Source organism: Mesorhizobium sp. WSM4807 (assembly GCF_055811615.1).
In genome coordinates, this window is sequence record NZ_JBVVQY010000003.1 from 1 (window position 1) to 19,048 (window position 19,048).

The following is a 19,048-nucleotide window of genomic DNA, read 5'->3' on the forward strand; positions in this document are numbered from 1 at the left end:
AAAAGGCAGGCTGGAGCACCGACTACCTCGCCGCAATCCTCGGCGACCTACGCCGTTAACCTGGATTCGGAGCCCTGTGGGCCTTCCCTTCTCCCCTTGTGGGCGAAGGCAGGAGGGGCGTCGCGCTACTCCGCCGTGCCTTCCTCGTATTCCGCCGACATCGACAGCCATTTTTCCTCATGGGCGGAGAGCGTCTGGGCCAGCTGCGAGCGCTCCTTGGCCAGCCGTGTCGCCGTCGACGGGTCCTTTTCATAGACCGCCGGATTGGCGAGCTCGTCCTCGATCAAGTCGATGCGCTTGCGGATGCGGTCCATCAGCGCTTCGGTGGCGCGGATCTCCTTGGCCAGCGGCTCGAAGGTGGCGCGGCGTGCGGCCGCATCGCGGCGGCGGTCGGCCTTCGAGGCTTTTTCGGCCTCGCGCTTGCCGCGGCGGTCGCCTGATACGCCGGTGACCAGCGTCTTGTAGTCATCAAGGTCGCCGTCATAGGGGTTGACCGTGCCGTCCTTGACCAGCCACAGCCGGTCGGCCGTCGCCTCGAGCAGATGGCGGTCGTGCGAGATCAGGATGACGGCGCCGGGAAATTCGTTCAGCGCATGGATCAGCGATTCACGGCTGTCGATATCGAGATGGTTGGTCGGTTCGTCGAGGATGAACAGGTTTGGCCCCTCGAACGCCGACAGGCCCATCAGCAGCCGCGCCTTCTCGCCGCCGGACAGGTCCTTGGCGGCGGTGTTCATCTTCTCGGTGGTCAGGCCGAACTGGGCGACGCGGCCGCGCACCTTCGATTCCAGCGCTTCCGGCATCAGCCGGCGGACATGCTCATAGGCGTTTTCATTCGGTCGGAGATCGTCGAGCTGATGCTGGGCAAAGATCGCCACCTTCAGGCCGGGCGCCACCGTCATGGTGCCGGTCTCCTGCTTCAGGCGGCCGGACAGCAATTTGGCGAAGGTCGACTTGCCGTTGCCGTTGGCACCAAGCAGCGCGATGCGATCGTCGGCATCGACGCGCAGCGTCATCTTCTTCAGGATCGGCTCACCCTGGACATAGCCGACATTGACGCTGTTGAGCGCAATAATCGGCGAGGCCACGGTCTTCACCGGCTCGGGAAAGGAGAACGGCCGCACGTTGTCGTTCACAATTGCGGCGATCGGCTTCATCTTCTCCAGCGCCTTGATGCGCGACTGGGCCTGTCTCGCCTTGGAAGCTTTGGCGCGGAAGCGCTCGACGAAGGACTCCATGTGCTTGCGTGCGGCTTCCTGCTTGACCCTGCCCTTCTCCTGCAATTCGCGCTGCTCGGTGTATTGGCGCTCGAACTGGTCGTAGCCGCCGCGCCAGAAGGTCAGTTTCTTCTGGTCGAGATGGACGATCGAGTTGACGGCGCGGTTGAGCAGGTCGCGGTCGTGCGAGATCAGCAGCACCGTGTGCGGATATTTCGACACGTAGTTTTCCAGCCATAGCGTGCCTTCGAGGTCGAGATAGTTGGTCGGCTCGTCGAGCAGCAGAAGATCGGGCTCGGCAAACAGCACCGCCGCCAGCGCCACCCGCATGCGCCAGCCGCCGGAGAAGGACGAGGCCGGCCGCCGCTGGGCGGCGTCGTCGAAGCCGAGGCCGGCGAGGATGGTGGCAGCGCGCGACTCGGCCGAATGGGCGTCGATATCGGCCAGCCGCATGTGGATATCGGCGATGCGGTGAGGATCGGTCGCCGTCTTTTCCTCCTCGATCAGTGCGGAGCGTTCAAGGTCGGCCTTGAGCACGATCTCGATCAGCGGCTCCTCAGTGCCGGGCGCTTCCTGCGCCACCTGGCCGATGCGCGTGTTCTTCGGCAGGCCGATCGAGCCGCTCTCGGAGGCGAGGTCGCCGGTGATCGCCTTGAACAAAGTCGTTTTGCCGGTGCCGTTGCGACCGACAAGCCCTGCCTTGCTGCCGGCCGGCAAGGTCAGCGAGGCATGGTCAAGAAGCAGGCGTCCGGCCATGCGGAGCGAAAGGTCGTTAATGATCAGCATGGCCGCGCTTTTGCACGGGACGTCAGCGCTTCGCAAGACCTTGAGCGCCGCTTGGCCGGATAAGGTATGAAAATGCCCGGCGCGGCCGGTTGCTTTATGCCGCGGTGGGGAAGACGATTGATCCGATTGCCGGCCTCGCCGGATCAGAGGGCCAGCTTTGAATTGGGCCGGGACCCTGCTGCGACGGCGCGGCGCCTGGCGAGCATCGACTTCTCGCATCTGAAAATTGCAGTTTTGTCACATTTGTCAGTTGATTGCCTGTTCAAGGCGGTGGTCTTCCGCGATCACCCCATGACGCAACGGCAAGACTCAGCTATCTCTAGGTATGCGGCGGACCTGATACCCGCCTGGCCGGCGTCATCGCTCCCCTCCCAAGCGGCGCCGGCCACCTTTCCTACTGCGTTCCATCACTGCGCCGACGGCGCGCCGGGTTGATCATCGCCTGACGTCGAGTTGGGTGCAGGGTCGACCTGCGGGTTTTGATCGGCGCCGGGGGCCTTTGTCGGTGGGATGTTGTTATCGCAAGCCGCGACAGCCAGCGCCGCCGCCAAAGCCAACGAGATTGATAGCTTGTTCATCGCAACCTCCTGTCACCGGGCAAACGAGACGGTGCCGATTTGGTTGCACCCTCAGGCAGAGCTCGGGGCCTTTGGAAAGCGGGGAACAAAACGCGGCCTCTTCGGTTGGTTCATACCAGTGGAGAAAATCATGATCCGTCTGCTCATAACCGGGGCCGCCATCTACGTGGCCTACCGCATAGTCAGGGAAATCATTGACGAAGTGCCCGACGACTTCGATCCGCTGTTGCTGCCGCCTCCCGATGACGACAAGTCGTTGCCGCGGCAGTCGGCGGCGATGGGCGTAGAGCCCCAGCGCTAGGCCCAGTTCATCGGCTGGTGCGCCAGTAGAATCGGACGCATCGGTCGCAACTTTCACGTCGAGAGCGTTGCGAACAAAGCAGAAACGATGCTTGATGGGCAATGAACCTCGCTGCCCGTGATTCGACCTTCCGGCCTGCCTATCTCGCAAAGCTGAATGCCGAGCAGTGCCTTGCCGTCGAGCATGGCGACGGCGCGGTCGCCGGGCCGTTGCTGGTGATCGCCGGCGCCGGCTCCGGCAAGACCAGCACGCTGGCGCATCGCGTCGCGCATCTGATCGTCAGGGGCGCTGACCCCAGGCGCATCCTTTTGATGACGTTTTCGCGTCGTGCCGCATCGGAAATGGCCAAGCGGGTCGAGCGCATCGCCGGCGAGGTGCTCGGCCGGGACGCTTCCATTATCACCGATGCGCTGAGCTGGGCCGGCACATTTCACGGCATTGGCGCCAGGCTGCTGCGCGACTATGCGCTGGAGATCGGCCTCGATCCGGCCTTCACCATCCATGACCGAGAGGATTCGGCCGACCTGATGAACCTCGCCCGGCACGAACTCGGCTTCTCGAAAACCGAAGGCCGTTTTCCGACCAAGGGCACGTGCCTGGCGATCTATTCGCGTGCGGTCAACGCGCAGGCGCCGCTCGGCGAGATTCTCGGTTCGGTGTTTCCCTGGTGCGCGGGTTGGGCAGAACAGCTTAAGGCGCTGTTTGCCCGATATGTCGAGGCCAAGCAGGCGCAGAACGTGCTCGATTACGACGACCTGCTGCTCTACTGGGCGCAGATGGCCGGCGAGCCGGAGATATCAGCGCATCTGGGTGGGCGTTTCGACCATGTGCTGGTCGACGAGTACCAGGACACCAACCGGCTGCAGGCCGCGATCCTCACGGCGCTCAAGCCGGACGGATCCGGGCTGACGGTGGTCGGCGACGACGCGCAGTCGATCTATTCGTTTCGCGCGGCGGAAGTGCGCAACATCCTCGACTTCCCCAAACAATTCGCGCAGCCGGCCGAGATCGTCATGCTGGAGCGCAACTACCGCTCGACCGAGACCATCCTGGCCGCCGCCAATGCGGTGATCGGCGAGGCCTCGGAGCGCTTTGCCAAGAACCTCTGGTCGGAGCGCAGATCGACCGAAAAGCCGAAGCTGGTCAGCGTTCGCGACGAGGCCGAGCAGGTGAGTTACGTCTGCCAGGCGATCCTGACCGAGCGTGAGGCCGGCACGGCGCTGAAGGCGCAGGCCGTGCTGTTTCGCGCCTCGCACCACAGCGGGCCGCTGGAGATCGAGCTGACGCGCCGCAACATCCCGTTCGTCAAGTTCGGCGGGCTGAAGTTCCTCGACGCCGCCCATGTCAAGGACGTGCTGGCGGTGCTGCGCTTCGCCGAAAACCCGCGCGACCGCGTCGCCGGTTTTCGCGTGCTGCAGCTTTTGCCCGGCATCGGCCCTTCGGCGGCTTCGCAGATCGTCGACACCATGGCGACGTCGCTCGACGAAGCGATGGGGCTGGCGCGCTACCGGCCGCCGCAACGCGCCGCCGACGACTGGCCGGGTTTCGTCGCGCTGTTCTCGCAGCTTCGCACCGGGTCGGGAAAATGGCCTGTTGATCTCGAACAGGTCAGGCTCTGGTATGAGCCGCATCTTGACCGCATCCACGAGGACGCAACGACGCGCCGGGCCGATATTCTGCAGCTCGAACAGATCGCCTCGGGCTACGCCTCGCGCGAGCGTTTCCTCACCGAGCTGACGCTCGATCCGCCGGATGCGACCAGCGACGAGGCTGGGCCGCCGCATCGCGACGAGGACTATCTGATCCTGTCGACCATCCATTCTGCCAAGGGCCAGGAATGGAAGAACGTCTTCGTGCTCAACACCGTCGACGGCTGTATCCCTATCGACCTCGCTGTTGGCAGCGAGGCGGACATCGACGAGGAGCGCCGCCTGCTCTACGTGGCGATGACGCGGGCCAAGGACGGCCTGCACCTAGTCATGCCGCAGCGCTTTTTCGTCCACGGCCAGGCGGCGCGTGGCGATCGTCACGTTTACGCCTCGCGCACCCGCTTCATCCCGGCCTCGATCCTCAGTGCCTTCGAACAGACATCGTGGGCGAGCGTCCAGGTCAAGGACGATCCGCGCCGCCAGCCGCAAGTGCGCGTCGACCTTGGCGCCCGCATGCGTGACATGTGGAAATAGGCCGCTTCTTCGGCACGGCCCTCATGCCATGGGACCTGGCGGCTAAAACCAAATTTCGGCAACATGGAACCTGAAGCCGCAATCCGCGTTTCTGGGCGTCCGACCCAGGTCGGAGAGCGGCGTCCGCCGTCACCTCCGCCCAATTCAAGAGGCCAGAATGCACGACACGACATTTTTCACCCCGGTCGCCGTAACCGTCGGCGCCGGCCATAAGCGCATGATCGCTTCGCTCTTCGACATGCATGAGTTCCTGACCGAGTTCCCGCCATCGCGGCGACGCCTGAGCTACGGCGCAGCGGTGAAGGCCTGCGAGGCGGCACGCGCCGGCGAGATCTCGCCCGAAGCGGCACGCGATGCCTTGATCACCTTCGCGGTGACGGCAGGCATTCTCTGGCCTTCCGCCCAGCCGGCGGTCTCGGTCAAGCCGGCCGCCCGGGGCCAGGGCGGGTACGCCGCCTGACTGGCTAGGCCTCTTTTGCGCCTATGGCCCGTCGAGATGCTGTTCATCTTCGACGGGTTTTCCCTTTCAGTTCGATCCGGATAATCCGAAATCAGGCGTAGGCGCGCCCCTCTTCGCTACGCTGGAACAGCGTCAGGTCGAGTGGCACCGAAGGCCGGCCGAGAACGGTCAGGATCGCGTGCGCCTGGCCGCGGTGATGGGTCTGGTGGTTGAAGAAATGATCGAGCGCCGGCGCCAACCGCTGCGAGACGGTGCGCATGTCGGAGACGGTCATGTAGGAGAAGCGGCCGGACAAGGCCCTGTCGCTTAACGCCCCGACCCAGTCGATGATCCTTTTGTCTTCGGCCTCGCGCGCCAGCCGCAAGCCCGGCAAGGCGCGGTGCTGGATCGTATCGAGCCTGGCCGGCGCGTCGCCCTCGCCGGTAAAGCGTCTCATCCAGATGCGATCGGCGGTCAGAAGATGGTTGAGCGTGCCCATTATCGAGCCGAAGAAAACACCGACATTGCGGTGAAATTCCTCCTCGTCGAGATCGGCGGCGGCATCGTAGATGCGGCTATTGGCCCATTGATTGTAGGCCGCAAACATCATGAAGTGCTGTTTCATTTTTTTCTCCCGACCAACGAGACCCCGTTCCGGGTGCCTACCGCATCGGCCCGAAAATCGGTACCGTTTTCGGGCCGATGCTTAGATTCAAAAGTGCCAGAGCGTACTTTCCAAGTGGATGCACATCGCTCTAGTAGACCGCAAGGAAGCTGCCGCCAATGACCATTCTGCTCTATGACCTCGTCGGGCACGATACCGCCCGTCCGTTCAGCCCGCATTGCTGGAAGGCGGCGATGGCGCTTGCCCACAAGGGGCTCGACATCTCCACCGTGCCGACATGTTTTCTCGAAGTGCCGACAGTTGAAGGCGGCGTTTCGAAACTCGTTCCGGTGATCCGCGACGGCGAGAAGGTGGTCGCCGATTCTTTCGCCATCGCGCTCTATCTCGACGAGGCCTATCCCGAGCGGCCGACATTGTTTTCCGGCGACGGCGGCAAGGCGATGGCGCGCTTCATCGAACGCTGGTCGCAACTGACCATCCATCCCTATGTCACCACTGCGGCGATCATGGACCTCCACGCCATGCAGGACGAGGCGAACGCCGCCTATTTCCGCCAAAACCGCGAGCAGCGCTTCGGCAAGAGACTGGAAGAGGTGATGGCGGCGCGCGACGCCGGCCTTGGCGCCTTCCGCGCCTCGCTGGAACCGTTGCGCTCGACGCTCGCCTATCAGCCGTTCATCGGCGGCCAATCACCGCTGTTTGCGGACTACATCGTCTTCGGCGCGCTGCAATGGGCGCGCATCGCCTCCCCCTACCGGTTGCTCGACGACAGCGATGTGGTGGCGCAGTGGTTCGAGCGCTGCCTCGACCTGCATGATGGCCTCGGCCGCATGGGGGCGGCGGCCGCCGCCGCCGCATAGGGGAGTAAGGCAGTAAGGGAGTGCCGTAGTAGTTCTCAAAGGAGAAGGCCGTCAGGATGACGATCGTCGTCATCCACGGTGCATCATCCTTTTTCGGGGAAAGTTCAGGGCGCCGTTCAATGCCACAAAGATATCGATCGGCGCACTTGCCGTGGCAGCTGCCTTCACTGAAATGCCCGCTCTCTCGAGTTTTTCCAGGAAAGCCATCGTCACGAAGCCGCCCTGCGACCACCCGGCTAGGAAAAGTCCGGCGCTCCCGATCTTCAGGGTCCGGAGTGCAGCTGCGGAAGTCAAAATCCTCTGACGGATTGCAAACTTGAAATCGGAATGGCCAAGGCCATTCGATTCGCGTCGGGCATCCAACACTCTGGTCCGCCAGCTTTCCGCCTTCCCTGAAACCGCGCTTGGGGGTATGGGACGCTTTCCACGATTTCGTAGCTAGAAATGCAGATAGATGCTCACTCCTGAGCCATTGTAGTAGTGCGGGTAGTAACCACGGTGGCCGTAATAGGGGCTAAAGCCGTAGTAGGGGCTAAAGCCGTAGTAGGGGCGATAAAAAGGTCTGTAGTAGGGCCTATAATAGCGGCGCGGGTAACACCCATAGTAGCCACACCCCCGCAATGCGTATCGTCGGTTCCAGTGACGACCACCCCGCCAGTGACCATAGTTGTGTCGCCAGTGTCTACGGTGCCTAACCTGTTCGACGGCGCTGTTCTGCACCTGCTCAGATTTCGGAATAGAGAGAGGCGCGGCATTCAAAGGCAAGGCAAAAGCCGTACCGAAAACTGCGGCCACAAGGACAGACAAGAGCTTTTTCATGGCCCTCCTCCTTTGCTGGGCCAATGTTACGCCATGGAACCTGAACCGCCGATGAACGCGGGCGCGCCTGATCCGACTGTGAACCAAAATAGCCCGGCCAGCATCGCCTCGCCCCACCGGTTGCTCGACGACAGCGATGTGGTGGCGCAGTGGTTCGAGCGCTGCCTCGACCTGCATGGCGGCCTCCGCCGCAAGGTGGCGGCGGCTGCCGCCGCATAGGGGGGTAAGGCAGTAAGGTAGTAGGGAAGTCGCGGCGGCGCGCATACCTAGTGCCTTATGCCCTACTGCCCTACTGCCCTACTGTCCTACTCCCCTACTCCCTTTAGCAAAGGCAGCACGACACCATGACGTCAGGCCCGGAATTCCCGGACGATTTTCGCGCCGATCTGGTCAATCTCTTCCTGTGGCGGCGGGACGTCAGGCGATTCAAGCCGACACCGCTTCCGGAAGGCGCGCTGGAGCGGCTGCTTGACGTCGCCAGCATTGCGCCCTCGGTCGGGCTGAGCCAGCCCTGGCGCCGCCGAACGATGCGAGCGCCTCCGCATTGCAGCGCTCAAAGCATGCCCTGACGCCGCCGCGGCACGCCGCACTCTCGACCACGACGAAACGAAACGCGCCGCGCTTTATTCGCGCCTGAAACTTGCCGGCCTGAACGAGGCGCCTTGTCAATTCGCGGTTTTCGCCGACCGCGCGACAGAACAGGGGCATGGGCTCGGCCGCCTGACCATGCCCGCGACCATCGAATATTCGGCGGTGATGGCAATCCACACACCTTTTGGCTGGCGGCGCGTGCGGAAGGAATAGGCATGGGCTGGGTCTCGATCCTCGATCCGGCCGAAATGGCGACGATCCTGGACGCGCCGCCGGAGTGGACGCTGATCGGTTACTTCTACGTCGGCTACCCGAGCGAGAACCACAGCGTGCCGGAACTGGAACGGGAGGGCTGGGAAGTCCGGCGTGCTTCGATGGTGATAAGGCGGTAGCGCAACGGCGACGCTGGCATCCTCTCTTGCAGGGGAAGAATGGCTCCTCCATGCAGGGAAGAATGATATCATGGATGTTTTCGCCAATCGCCGGCGTTGCCAACATGGCACTATGGCGAAGCCACCGGTGACAGCCTTGATCTGAGGAAGGGCACAAAATGTTTCGCTACGACGTGCAGGCCGAGATCTGGGTCTATCCAGGCAAGGGCGGCTGGCATTTCGTGACGCTGCCGCCGGAGCTTGGGGCACGGATCAAGACGGCGACGGCGGGCATGGCACGGCCCTGGGGTTCGCTTGGCGTGGAAGCCGTCATAGGCCAGACCAGATGGCGGACATCGCTGTTTCCCGACAAGAAATCCGGCAGCCTGCTGTTGCCGATCAAGACGGCGGTGCGGGTCCGCGAAGGCCTTCGGGCTGGCGATACGGCCAACCTGACGATCGAGATGCAGTTATGACAACATTGGTCTTGGCTGACGGCGACACGCTATGCGGCGGCTAAAGCGCGTCGGCGACGCGCTTAAGTTCTTGTTTTAATGCATGTCGTTATCGCAAAACCGCTGCGCACTTTTGCGCGACATGCATTAGTGCCAGCCCCTTGGCAAGCCGGCGGGCGGCTTGTATAGAGCCCGCCACCCTGAATTCCACTCTCCATCACAAGGACGACCCATGGCGCTCGAACGCACCTTTTCCATGATCAAGCCGGACGCAACCCGGCGCAATCTCACCGGCGCCATCACCCAGATGCTCGAAGAAGCCGGCCTGCGCGTCATCGCCTCGCGCCGGGTGTGGATGAGCCGCCGCGAGGCGGAAGGTTTTTATGCCGTCCACAAGGATCGTCCGTTCTTCGGCGAGCTGGTCGAGTCCATGTCGGCGGGCCCAACGGTCGTGCAGGTGCTGGAAGGCGAGAACGCCATTGCCAAAAACCGCGACGTGATGGGCGCCACCAACCCGGCCAACGCCGCCGAAGGCACCATCCGCAAGGTACACGCGCTGTCGATCGGCGAGAATTCCGTGCACGGCTCCGATGCGCCGGAGACGGCCGCGCAGGAGATCAAATACTGGTTCTCGGACACCGAGATCGTCGGCTGAGCCGATAAGCCCATCACCACGTCACATGCAAAAAAGGCCGGCGCAATGCTGGCCTTTTTTCGTTGCGGCGATCCTGCACCGGACTCCCGCCCTCCAACCGCGCAAGATGCTCAAAAACCGAAACCGGTTTTGAACGATCAGCTCGCGGCGTTGAAGCGCAGGATGACGCGGCCGTCCTTGTCGGCGATAACAAGCTTGCCGGCGTCGACATGGTATGACGCCGCCTTGGCCAGCGCCTCGAACAGCGCCTTTTCCTCGGCCATGATCTCGGGCGCGCAGGCCTTGAAGGTCGAACCGATGTCATTGATGGCGATCGTCGAATCATCGACTTTGGCGATGGCGAAGTAGACGTTGCAAGGGCCGCTGCCGCCGGCCTTGCCGGCCTCGTCGATCCTGAACGTCGCCTGGGGCTCGGCGATCACACCAATGCCGTCGATATACTCGATCAGCCAGATCTGCCCGAACACCGGGGCCGACGCCGGCTGCTCGCTCGACGTCACCATCTTCAGCATGATGGTCTGCGGCGCGTCGCTCAGCGGATCGACCTGGTGGCGCATATCGGAGATGAACAACAGCCTGTCGTCGACGGTGATGCGCGCCTGCAGCACGTAGGTCATATCAGGCCGGATCACCTGGGGATCGAAGCTGACCTCGAACTTGATCGGCACCTGGCCGGCCGGCGCCATCTTCCGCTCGCCGATGACAGCGGCCGGCGCATCGGCCTGCGAGACATTGGCAAGCTGCACGGAAAGCACGGCGTTGGGCGGCAGCGCGACGCGCTCGCGATACGTCACCTCGCCCTTCAGGGTCTTCTCGGCAGCGACGGACAACTCAGGCATCACCAGTATACCAACGACCAGCGGCACGACACCGAAGATGAAGAACTCGGCGATCCTGTCCAGCATGATCCTGCTCCCCATGGCGCACCCAAACTGGTCGGAAGGTCTCGCAGGATTGCGGTGGTTCCGTGACGCCGACACGGACTATTCGGACGACGGCGCCTTCCAGCGGCTTGCGGCCTTGTCGTCGGCCTCTTTGGTGACCGGCAAAATTTTGCTCAAGCCAGACCCAAGGCGATCACGAAGTCGTGTTCCCAAAAGATGTAACACAGGGAACCTCCGGACCGAACTGACCAATGCGCGCTTGAGGAACCGCGCGCGCAACAACCCAATCGGAGGTGAAATCATGTCAACAAGATCAACCGTGAGCGCGGCCTTTCTGGCCGGCGCCGTTGCCACGGCTCTTGCTTCTTTTGCGACGGCCGCGCCGCTGTCCGAGGCAGAGGCCAAGGCGGCGATGGATGCCGGCAAGGAGAAGTGCTTTGGTGTCGCCCTGAAGGGGCAGAACGACTGCAAGGCAGGACCCGGCACTACCTGCCAAGGCACCTCGACTGTCGATTATCAGGGCAACGCCTGGAAATTTGTCGACGGCGGCACCTGCACTACGATGGACCTGCCCGGCGACCGCAAGGGCTCGCCCACAGAGCTGACCCGCGACATCCCGTCGTAAGCAATGCAACTGCCCGGAAAGCGGAGATGTAGATGAACGGAATGGTCACTCACCCAACATCCCGCGTGTCGAAAACCTCGCGCTTTCCGGCGCACCCGATCGCTGGCCTTGCCGGCACCAGTTTCAAGCACGAGCATCTACCCGCGATCCTCGGCGACGACCCAAAGGACGGCTTCTTCGAGGTCCACGCCGAAAACTACATGGGCGCCGGCGGCCCGCCGCACGATGCGCTGACCAAGATCCGCCGCGACTATCCCGTTTCGCTGCACGGGGTATGCATGTCGATCGGCGGACCGCGGCCGCTCGACAAAGCGCATCTCGGTCGTTTCAAGGCGCTCGTCGACCGCTATGAACCGGCGCTCGTTTCCGAGCATCTCGCCTGGTCGACCCACGACACAACCTATTACAACGACCTGCTTCCCCTACCCTATACGCATGCAACGGTTTCGCGAGTGGCGGATCATATCGATGAGGTGCAGGGGACGATCGGCCGCCCGATACTGCTCGAGAACCCCTCGACCTACGTCCTTTTCCCGGAATCGACTATGAGCGAGACGGATTTCATCCGAGAGCTGGTGCGGCGTACCGGTTGCGGCTTGCTGCTCGACGTCAACAACGTCTTTGTTTCAGCCACCAACCACGGCTTTTCAGCCCTTTCCTATCTCGCGGATTTCCCGCTTCAGCATGTCGGCCAAATCCATCTGGCCGGGCACGCCGAGCAGGAGGATGACGAGGGCGATCTGCTGCTCATCGACAGCCATGACGGCCCGGTCGCCGACGCGGTCTGGAAGCTTTTCGATGTCGTCATCGGCCGATGCGGGCCGCTGCCGACGCTGATCGAATGGGATAGCGACATTCCCGATTGGCCGGTGCTCAAGGCGGAGGCCGCCGCCGCCCAGGCGATCCTCGACCGTCATGCCGACAGCTTGTTCGGAAAAGCCCATGCCGCAGGATGAGCTCCAGTCGCGCGATCTCGGCCGCCGGTTCGACTATGCCGCGGCATTCACCGCCGGTTTGCTCGATCCTGACCGAGCCCCGCCTGAGGTTGTCTCGGGGCCGAACGGGAAGGCTGCGATCAAGCGATATGCCGTCTACCGCAACAACGTCACGGTCAGCCTGATCGATGCGCTGGCCGCCAGCTTTCCAGCGACGCTGCGCATCACTGGCCCGGACTTCTTTCGCGCGATGGCGCGCTTTCATGTCCGCGAAACGCCACCCACCTCGCCGCTCCTGTTCGAATACGGCCGCGACTTTCCCGATTTCATCGAGCGCTACGAATACGCGCAGTCGATGCCGTGGCTGGCCGACGTGGCGCGCATGGAGCGTGCCTGGCTCGACGCCTATCATGCCGCAGACGCGGAACCGTTGGCGTCCCGAGCACTGGCGGCGATCCCGCCCGAACGGCTGGCCGATACCGTGTTCGTGCCGCACCCGGCAACGCGCGCCATACGCTCGCGCTATCCGGTCGTGACGATCTTTGCGGCAAACCGGAGCGACGGTCCTGTCGGGCGGATTGAGGCGGGCGACCCTGAAGATGCGCTGGTCACGCGGCCCGGCATCGAAGTCTTCGTTCACCACCTGCCGCCCGGCGGTGCTGTTTTCCTGGACCGTCTCATGACGGGCGAGCCGCTCGGCGCGGCGGCGGCGGCAGCATTTGCGGAGCGTGCCGAATTCGACCTTGCCGTGAACATTGCCGGCCTGCTGCAAGCAGGCGCCTTCACGGCGGCACACCAGGGAGGATGACCATGACGAACCATGGGCAGAACGCCAGCACCAAGCCGCGAGGGATTGCCGCCCTCGTCGAGAGGGTGAATGCCGCCCTGCGCACGGGTGCCACACCATCGCTGACGCAGCTTGTCCTGCGTTGCGCGCTCGCCGTCCCGTTCTGGCGGTCCGGCATCAACAAATGGGACGGTTTTCTGCAGTTGAACGAGGTCGCCGCGCTGCTTTTCAGCTCGGAGCTCAAGCTGCATCTGCCCGGCGGCCCTTACAATTTTCCCGCACCTGGGCTGGTAGCGTTCATCTCAGGATCGGCGGAAATCCTGCTGCCAATTCTCCTTGTTCTCGGCCTGGCGACACGACTGGCGGCATTCGGGCTGCTCGTGATGACGCTGGTCATACAGCTCACCGTGCCGGACGGCTGGCCGCTGCACATCACCTGGGCGGCGATGGCGCTCGGCATCATGGCGTGGGGACCCGGCCGGATTGCGCTCGATCACTGGATCGGCACTGACAAAGGCTGATCTGGGGTCGATGGGATTCCCACCCGTCCGGCGGTGACGCGAAGCATCAATTTCGTTTCGGCACGGCCTGCTTCCAGCGGCTTGCCGCCTCGTCGTCGGCCTCCTTGGCGTCGACCCAGCCGCCTTGCGAGCCGTCGGTATGGTGTTCCTTCTTCCAGAACGGCGCGCGCGATTTCAGATAGTCCATCAGGAAGCTCGCCGCCTCGAACGCCGCCTGCCGGTGCGTGGAGGCAGCGACCACCAGCACGATGTTCTCACCGGGCGCGATCCTGCCGTGGCGATGGATGGCGGTGAGGCCCTGCAGCGGCCAGCGGCCGACCGCCTCGGCGGCGATGCGGCCGATCTCGGCCTCGGCCATGCCGGGATAATGTTCGAGTTCGAGTGCCGCCAGCCTGCCCGCTTCATCGCGGCAGAGACCCGAGAAAGTCACCACGGCGCCGATGTCGGCGCGGCCTTGCGTCATCTTGGCGATCTCGGCGGCGACATCGAAATCCTCCGCCTGGATGCGCACCGTCGGCACCACCGCGCCGGGCATTTCAGCCACCCGTCATCGGCGGGAACAGCGCGATCTCGCGCGCGCCTGATATCTTCTCGCGGTGCTCGACGTGTTCCTGGTTGATGGCGACGCGGATCACGTCAGGATATTGCAGCGCGTGCTCGTACTCCTCGCCGCGCGATTTCAGCCAGCGCAGCAGGTCGGCCACCGTCTCGATGCCGGCGGGCAAGTCGACGTCCTCTTGCGACTTGCCGATCCGCTCGCGCACCCAGGCGAAATAGATGAGCCTCGTCGACATGCTACTCGTCCATGATGTGCTTGAGGCCGGCGCGGAAATAGTCATAGCCGGTGTAAAGCGTCACAAGCGCGGCGATCCACAACAGCACCAGCCCGGTCTGCGTAGTCAGCGGGAAGATCTTGTCGCCGGCAGGTCCCGCGAGCAGGAAGGCGATGGCGACCATCTGGATGGTGGTCTTCCACTTTGCCAGCTGCGTCACCGGTACCGAGACCTTCAGCGCCGCCAGATATTCGCGCAGGCCCGAGACCAGGATCTCGCGGCACAGGATGATGATCGCCGCCCACAGCGACCAGCCGGCGATGCCGGCATGCCTATCGGTGTCGGCCGCCAGCAGCAGCAGGCAAGTGGCAACCAGCAACTTGTCGGCGATCGGATCGAGCATCTTGCCGATGTTCGAGGTCTGCTGCCAGGCGCGCGCCAGATAGCCGTCGAAATAGTCGGTGATCGAGGCCAGCAGGAAAATGATCAGCGCCGACCAGCGGGCGAAGTCGCTCGATTTCAGATGACCTTCGAGAAAAAAACACAGCACAACCAGCGGCACCGCGAGAATGCGGGCATAGGTGAGCATGTTGGGCAGGTTGAATGCGCGCTGGGCCATATTTTTGGGAACTCTTTCTGCCTGCCTACTCAAATCAGAAGCGAATGTGGGGGGTCAACAGGCGATAGTCGATGGACCAACCGAAAATAGCCGAATCCATCAGCTCTCGTGAAAATGGTTGTAGACCAGCTTCGCCACCTGCTCGGATATGCCGTCGACCTTGACCAAATCCTCGATCGCGGCGCGGCTGACCGCCTTGGCGGTGCCGAAATGCATGAGCAGCGCGCGCTTGCGGCCCGGGCCGATGCCGCTGATCTCGTCGAGCGGGCTCTTGACCATCTCCTTCTTGCGGCGGGCGCGGTGCGAGCCGATGGCGAAGCGGTGGACCTCGTCGCGCAGCCGCTGGACGAAATAGAGCACCGGGTCGCGCACGGGGAGCGAGAACGGTGGCTTTCCCCTCACGAAGAAGCGTTCGCGGCCGGCGTCACGGTCCTGGCCCTTGGCGATGCCGATGGCCTGGACACGATCCTCGATGCCGAGATCGGCGAGGATCTTGCGCACCGCCGTCATCTGGCCCTGGCCGCCGTCGATGAGGATGACGTCTGGCCAGGCCGGGAAGCCGCCTGCATCCTCGATATCGTCGCCCTGTTCGGCCAGGGTGTCGTCCGCCGCCTGTTCGCTCTGCGGCACATCGCCATGTTCCTTCAGCAGCCGGGAAAAACGCCGCTCCATGACCTCGCGCATCATGCCGAAATCGTCTCCCGGCGTGATCTCGGTCGAGCGGATGTTGAATTTCCGGTACTGGTTCTTCACGAAGCCTTCCGGCCCGGCGACAACCATGGCGCCGACGGCGTTGGTGCCCATGATGTGGGAGTTGTCGTAGACCTCGATGCGCACCGGCGGTTTTTTCAGGCCGAAAGTCTCGGCGAAGCCGGTGAGCAGCCGCCCTTGCGTCGAGGTCTCGGCCAGCCGGCGGCCGAGCGCCTCGCGGGCATTCTGCAGCGCGTTGTCGGTCAGGTCTTTCTTCTCGCCGCGCTGCGGCACCAAGATGGCCACCTTGCGGCCCGCGCGGGTGGAGAGCGCCTCGGCCAGCAATTCCTGGTCCTCGACGCCACGCGACAACAGGATGGTGCGCGGCGTCGGCTTGTCGTCATAGAATTGCGCCAGGAACGAGCCCAGCACTTCGGCCGCGTCCAGCGCCGGATCGGCCTTGGGGAAATAGGCGCGGTTGCCCCAGTTCTGGCCGGTGCGGAAGAAGAACACCTGGATGCAGACCTGGCCGCCTTCCTGGTGGATGGCAAAGACATCGGCCTCGTCGACGGTCTGCGGGTTGATACCCTGATGGCTCTGCACATGCGACAGCGCCGCCAGCCGGTCGCGATAGATGGCGGCGCGCTCGAAGTCGAGGTTTTCCGCGGCCTGCTGCATGGCGGCGGAGATATCGGTCTTCACCTTCTGGCTACGGCCGGACAAGAAGTCCTTCGCCTCGGCGACCAGCTTGGCATAGTCACTATGCGAGATTTCGCCGGTGCACGGGCCGGCGCAGCGCTTGATCTGGAACAGCAGGCACGGCCGCGTGCGGTTCTCGTAAAAGGAGTTGGTGCAGCTCCTGAGCAGGAAAGCGCGCTGCAGCGAATTGATGGTGCGGCCGACGGCGCCGGCCGAGGCGAATGGGCCGAAATAGTCGCCCTTGCGCGAGCGCGCGCCGCGATGCTTGTAGATGCCGGGCGAGACATGATCGCCGGTCAACAGGATGTAGGGGAACGACTTGTCGTCCCGCATCAGCACATTGAAGCGCGGCCGCAAGCGCTTGATAAGGTTGGCTTCCAGCAGCAGCGCTTCGATCTCGGTGCGGGTGACGACGAACTCCATCGTCGCCGTCTCGCGCACCATTCGGCCGATGCGGCTGGTGTGGAAACGGCCTTGCGCGTAATTGGTCACCCGCTTCTTCAGGCTGCGCGCCTTGCCGACATAGAGCACGTCGCCTGCGGCATTCATCATGCGGTAGACGCCGGGCGCGTTGGGCAGCCGTTTGACCAGGGTCTGGATGACTTCGGCGCCGACCATGCCGTCGGCATCGCCGGCATGCGGCGTCCAATCGATGGCCGTGAAGGCGACGTCAGGGCCGCCGGAACCGGGAGCTGACGGATCGACGATCTCCTCCGCCGCCTCGTCCTCGAGGTCGACATCGGGGGGCAGGTCGTCGGCGGCGCCGCCTCGTTTGTGTTTCTGGTCCATGGGACTCATTCGATAATGCCTGTCACATCCGGCGTCTGCCATGCAAGGTGCTGGCCGCCGTCGAGCGCGATCATCTGGCCGGTGACCGAGCGCGCGCCCCAGAGATAGCGGATGGTGGCGCCGAATTCAGGCAATTCCGGGCCGCGCTTCAGGATCAAGCCGTCGACCTGCGCGGCAAAATCGCTGTCTTCCTGGCGCGCGCTCTTCAGCGTCGGGCCGGGGCCGATGGCGTTGACGCGAATGCGGGGTGCCAACGCCTGCGCCATCATCTGCGTCTGCGTCCACAATGTGGATTTCGACAGCGCATAGGAGAAATAGCGTGGCGTCGGGCGCCAGACGCGCTGGTCGATCATATTGACGATCAGCCCGTCCTGGCCTTCCGGCAGCGCGCGGGCGAATTCTTGCGCCAAAAGTGCCGGCGCCTTCACATGGATGGCGAAGTGACGGTCCCAGGCAAGCCAGTCGACGTCCTGAACCGTGTCGTCCACGAACAGCGAGGCATTGTTGACCAGCAGTGTAACAGGCCCGAGCGCGGCTGCGGCGCGGCCGATCAGGTCGCCGACCGCGGCCATGTCGGTCAGGTCGGCGGCGACCACAGCGGCGCGGCCATCCTGGCCAAAATGACCGCCGTTGATCCGCGCGGCCAACGCATCCGCCTCGGCTCGCGAGCGGTTGCAATGGATCGCGACAGCAAAACCGTTCGCGGCCAGATCCTCGACGATCGCCTTGCCGATCCGCTTGCCCCCGCCCGTCACCAGCGCCGTTCCAGCGGCCTTGCTCATCCTGTCAATCCTCAATGGGCTTCGATTTCAGCCCGCCGGCGAAATATGGCCGGCCGAGCGTTAAATGCCGTTCGGACCTTGGGCAGCATTGTGGCAAAGCGGCCGGATCGGTCTTTCGACTGTGGCCGGGACTCGGCCGTCAGACCGCAATATAGGGCGCCGGACTCCTTGCTCCAAGCGGTGTTCGGCATCGCACGGCAAAGCCTCCTGACACTATCTGTTGCGCAGATGCAACGTCAAAATTCAGCCTCATTCGTGCCGGGTAATGACCCAAGTTCAGGTTCGCTTCAGCCGCATTTCGACACGACATTCGGAACCGTTGAGCGCCAGACCCGTTTTTCCCCCGGCGGGTTGAGGGCGCTTGTGAAAAGCAAGCCTGTGCCTGTGGCTTAAGGAGTAAAGAACAATGCAAGCCAATCTTAAATTTGCGCGACCGCTGGCGGTGGCGTTTGGGCTCTTCGCCCTCGGCGGAACCGCCTATGCTGCTGACGTCATCTCGGAAGAGCCGCCGGCACCCGCCCCGATCGCCGAACTGCCGGTCGCTTCCTGGGCCGGTCCCTATGCCGGTGTGAGCGTCGGCTACGGCTTCAGCGGTCACGCCGATGCCGATGATTTCGGCACTGACGTCGACACCGATGGTTTTGTCGGCGGCGTCTTTGGCGGCTATCAGTGGCAGGCGGAGAACTTCGTGTACGGTGCTGAAGCCGATATCGGCTATAGCGGCATCGAGGGCGACGATGGTGGCGTCGAGGCCAAGGGCGGCTTCGAAGGCTCGCTGCGCGCCCGCCTCGGCTACGCCGTCACCCCGGAAATCCTGCTCTACGGCACCGCCGGTGGCGCGCTCAAGAACCAGGAGATCGAAGCGGCCGGCGTCAGCGACGAACAAACCATGCTCGGCTGGACGGCCGGCGTCGGTACCGACATCAAGATCACCGACAATGTGTTCGGCCGTGTCGAGTATCGCTACACCGACTTCGGCGACAAGGACTTTGACGGTATCGGCAAGGTCAAGTCGACCGACAACCGCGTCACCTTTGGCGTCGGTATGAAGTTCTAAAATCGTC

At 63.5% G+C, this 19,048-nt stretch carries 21 protein-coding genes and 3 pseudogenes; 13 read left to right on the plus strand and 11 right to left on the minus strand.

Annotated elements, in window-relative coordinates:
- Window positions 1–125: 125 nt before the first annotated feature.
- The gene (locus tag AC0L3N_RS04200; protein WP_473545859.1) at window positions 126–2,003 is read right to left on the minus strand and encodes an ABC-F family ATP-binding cassette domain-containing protein; all 1,878 of its coding nucleotides are present in this window, start codon (window positions 2,001–2,003) and stop codon (window positions 126–128) included.
- 407 nt (window positions 2,004–2,410) lie between these two features.
- A complete protein-coding gene (locus tag AC0L3N_RS04205; RefSeq protein ID WP_165848808.1) occupies window positions 2,411–2,581 on the minus strand; it encodes a hypothetical protein in 171 nt (56 codons plus the stop codon).
- 130 nt (window positions 2,582–2,711) lie between these two features.
- Here AC0L3N_RS04205 and AC0L3N_RS04210 point away from each other — a divergent pair, with 130 nt between their 5' ends.
- The 3 genes from AC0L3N_RS04210 (at window position 2,712) to AC0L3N_RS04220 (ending at window position 5,525) form a co-directional block, all read left to right on the plus strand.
- A complete protein-coding gene (locus AC0L3N_RS04210) occupies window positions 2,712–2,882 on the plus strand; it encodes a hypothetical protein (protein ID WP_473545861.1) in 171 nt (56 codons plus the stop codon).
- Between the two features lie 101 nt (window positions 2,883–2,983).
- Entirely contained in the window at window positions 2,984–5,065 is a 2,082-nt protein-coding gene (locus tag AC0L3N_RS04215; protein WP_473545863.1) for an ATP-dependent helicase, read from the plus strand.
- Window positions 5,066–5,222: 157 nt separating this feature from the next.
- The gene (locus AC0L3N_RS04220) at window positions 5,223–5,525 is read left to right on the plus strand and encodes a DUF982 domain-containing protein (RefSeq protein WP_473545865.1); all 303 of its coding nucleotides are present in this window, start codon (window positions 5,223–5,225) and stop codon (window positions 5,523–5,525) included.
- Window positions 5,526–5,616: 91 nt separating this feature from the next.
- Here AC0L3N_RS04220 and AC0L3N_RS04225 read toward each other — a convergent pair whose 3' ends face one another.
- Entirely contained in the window at window positions 5,617–6,129 is a 513-nt protein-coding gene (locus AC0L3N_RS04225; RefSeq protein ID WP_473545867.1) for a DinB family protein, read from the minus strand.
- Between the two features lie 158 nt (window positions 6,130–6,287).
- On the opposite strand from AC0L3N_RS04225, the gene AC0L3N_RS04230 reads away from it, so the two are divergent.
- Window positions 6,288–6,989: a glutathione S-transferase family protein gene (locus AC0L3N_RS04230; RefSeq protein ID WP_473545869.1), complete on the plus strand. Its 702-nt coding sequence runs from the start codon at window positions 6,288–6,290 to the stop codon at window positions 6,987–6,989.
- A gap of 1 nt (window position 6,990) precedes the next feature.
- Here AC0L3N_RS04230 and AC0L3N_RS04235 read toward each other — a convergent pair.
- Both AC0L3N_RS04235 and AC0L3N_RS04240 read right to left on the minus strand, forming a co-directional pair.
- Window positions 6,991–7,277, minus strand: a pseudogene (locus AC0L3N_RS04235) (alpha/beta hydrolase); the annotation flags it as partial.
- Window positions 7,278–7,427: 150 nt separating this feature from the next.
- Entirely contained in the window at window positions 7,428–7,808 is a 381-nt protein-coding gene (locus AC0L3N_RS04240) for a hypothetical protein (protein WP_123151279.1), read from the minus strand.
- A gap of 96 nt (window positions 7,809–7,904) precedes the next feature.
- On the opposite strand from AC0L3N_RS04240, the pseudogene AC0L3N_RS04245 reads away from it, so the two are divergent.
- The 4 genes and pseudogenes from AC0L3N_RS04245 to ndk form a co-directional block, all read left to right on the plus strand.
- Window positions 7,905–8,027 (plus strand): annotated as a pseudogene (locus AC0L3N_RS04245) (glutathione S-transferase family protein); the annotation flags it as partial.
- A 125-nt stretch (window positions 8,028–8,152) separates the two neighbouring features.
- A pseudogene (gene bluB / locus AC0L3N_RS04250) lies at window positions 8,153–8,791 on the plus strand (5,6-dimethylbenzimidazole synthase).
- Between the two features lie 158 nt (window positions 8,792–8,949).
- Window positions 8,950–9,246: a DUF1905 domain-containing protein gene (locus AC0L3N_RS04255; RefSeq protein ID WP_473545871.1), complete on the plus strand. Its 297-nt coding sequence runs from the start codon at window positions 8,950–8,952 to the stop codon at window positions 9,244–9,246.
- A 211-nt stretch (window positions 9,247–9,457) separates the two neighbouring features.
- Window positions 9,458–9,880: a nucleoside-diphosphate kinase gene (gene ndk / locus AC0L3N_RS04260; protein ID WP_473545872.1), complete on the plus strand. Its 423-nt coding sequence runs from the start codon at window positions 9,458–9,460 to the stop codon at window positions 9,878–9,880.
- A 137-nt stretch (window positions 9,881–10,017) separates the two neighbouring features.
- On the opposite strand, the gene AC0L3N_RS04265 is transcribed toward ndk, so the two are convergent.
- Window positions 10,018–10,785 carry a YbaY family lipoprotein gene (locus tag AC0L3N_RS04265; protein ID WP_473545874.1) on the minus strand — a complete coding sequence of 256 codons (768 nt, stop codon included), beginning with the start codon at window positions 10,783–10,785 and terminating at the stop codon, window positions 10,018–10,020.
- A gap of 280 nt (window positions 10,786–11,065) precedes the next feature.
- Between AC0L3N_RS04265 and AC0L3N_RS04270 the strand changes: the two genes are divergently transcribed.
- Genes AC0L3N_RS04270 through AC0L3N_RS04285 form a run of 4 tightly spaced genes read left to right on the plus strand, consistent with a single transcriptional unit; the run spans window position 11,066 to window position 13,632 of the window.
- Window positions 11,066–11,389, plus strand: coding sequence for a BufA1 family periplasmic bufferin-type metallophore (locus AC0L3N_RS04270; RefSeq protein ID WP_473546337.1), 324 nt, complete (start codon window positions 11,066–11,068; stop codon window positions 11,387–11,389).
- Window positions 11,390–11,421: 32 nt separating this feature from the next.
- The gene (gene bufB / locus AC0L3N_RS04275) at window positions 11,422–12,345 is read left to right on the plus strand and encodes an MNIO family bufferin maturase (protein ID WP_473545875.1); all 924 of its coding nucleotides are present in this window, start codon (window positions 11,422–11,424) and stop codon (window positions 12,343–12,345) included.
- Window positions 12,332–13,132 carry an HvfC/BufC N-terminal domain-containing protein gene (locus AC0L3N_RS04280; protein WP_473545877.1) on the plus strand — a complete coding sequence of 267 codons (801 nt, stop codon included), beginning with the start codon at window positions 12,332–12,334 and terminating at the stop codon, window positions 13,130–13,132. Before bufB ends, AC0L3N_RS04280 begins: the two co-directional genes overlap by 14 nt.
- Before the next feature lie 2 nt (window positions 13,133–13,134).
- Entirely contained in the window at window positions 13,135–13,632 is a 498-nt protein-coding gene (locus AC0L3N_RS04285; RefSeq protein ID WP_473545879.1) for a DoxX family protein, read from the plus strand.
- Between the two features lie 46 nt (window positions 13,633–13,678).
- On the opposite strand, the gene AC0L3N_RS04290 is transcribed toward AC0L3N_RS04285, so the two are convergent.
- The 5 genes from AC0L3N_RS04290 to AC0L3N_RS04310 all read right to left on the minus strand — a co-directional run bounded on the left by AC0L3N_RS04290 (window position 13,679) and on the right by AC0L3N_RS04310 (window position 17,984).
- Window positions 13,679–14,167: a molybdenum cofactor biosynthesis protein MoaE gene (locus tag AC0L3N_RS04290; protein ID WP_473545881.1), complete on the minus strand. Its 489-nt coding sequence runs from the start codon at window positions 14,165–14,167 to the stop codon at window positions 13,679–13,681.
- Between the two features lies 1 nt (window position 14,168).
- Window positions 14,169–14,426 (minus strand): molybdopterin converting factor subunit 1, encoded by a 258-nt coding sequence (moaD, locus tag AC0L3N_RS04295; RefSeq protein ID WP_473486722.1) that lies wholly within the window; start codon window positions 14,424–14,426, stop codon window positions 14,169–14,171.
- A gap of 1 nt (window position 14,427) precedes the next feature.
- Window positions 14,428–15,024 (minus strand): CDP-diacylglycerol--glycerol-3-phosphate 3-phosphatidyltransferase, encoded by a 597-nt coding sequence (gene pgsA / locus AC0L3N_RS04300; RefSeq protein ID WP_127316551.1) that lies wholly within the window; start codon window positions 15,022–15,024, stop codon window positions 14,428–14,430.
- Window positions 15,025–15,123: 99 nt separating this feature from the next.
- Complete coding sequence (uvrC, locus tag AC0L3N_RS04305) at window positions 15,124–17,211, minus strand: excinuclease ABC subunit UvrC (RefSeq protein ID WP_473545883.1); 2,088 nt, start codon at window positions 17,209–17,211, stop codon at window positions 15,124–15,126.
- Entirely contained in the window at window positions 17,208–17,984 is a 777-nt protein-coding gene (locus AC0L3N_RS04310) for an SDR family oxidoreductase (protein WP_473545885.1), read from the minus strand. The genes uvrC and AC0L3N_RS04310 overlap by 4 nt, the downstream gene beginning before the upstream one ends.
- 406 nt (window positions 17,985–18,390) lie before the next feature.
- Here AC0L3N_RS04310 and AC0L3N_RS04315 point away from each other — a divergent pair, with 406 nt between their 5' ends.
- Window positions 18,391–19,041 carry an outer membrane protein gene (locus AC0L3N_RS04315; RefSeq protein ID WP_473545887.1) on the plus strand — a complete coding sequence of 217 codons (651 nt, stop codon included), beginning with the start codon at window positions 18,391–18,393 and terminating at the stop codon, window positions 19,039–19,041.
- Window positions 19,042–19,048 lie beyond the last annotated feature (7 nt).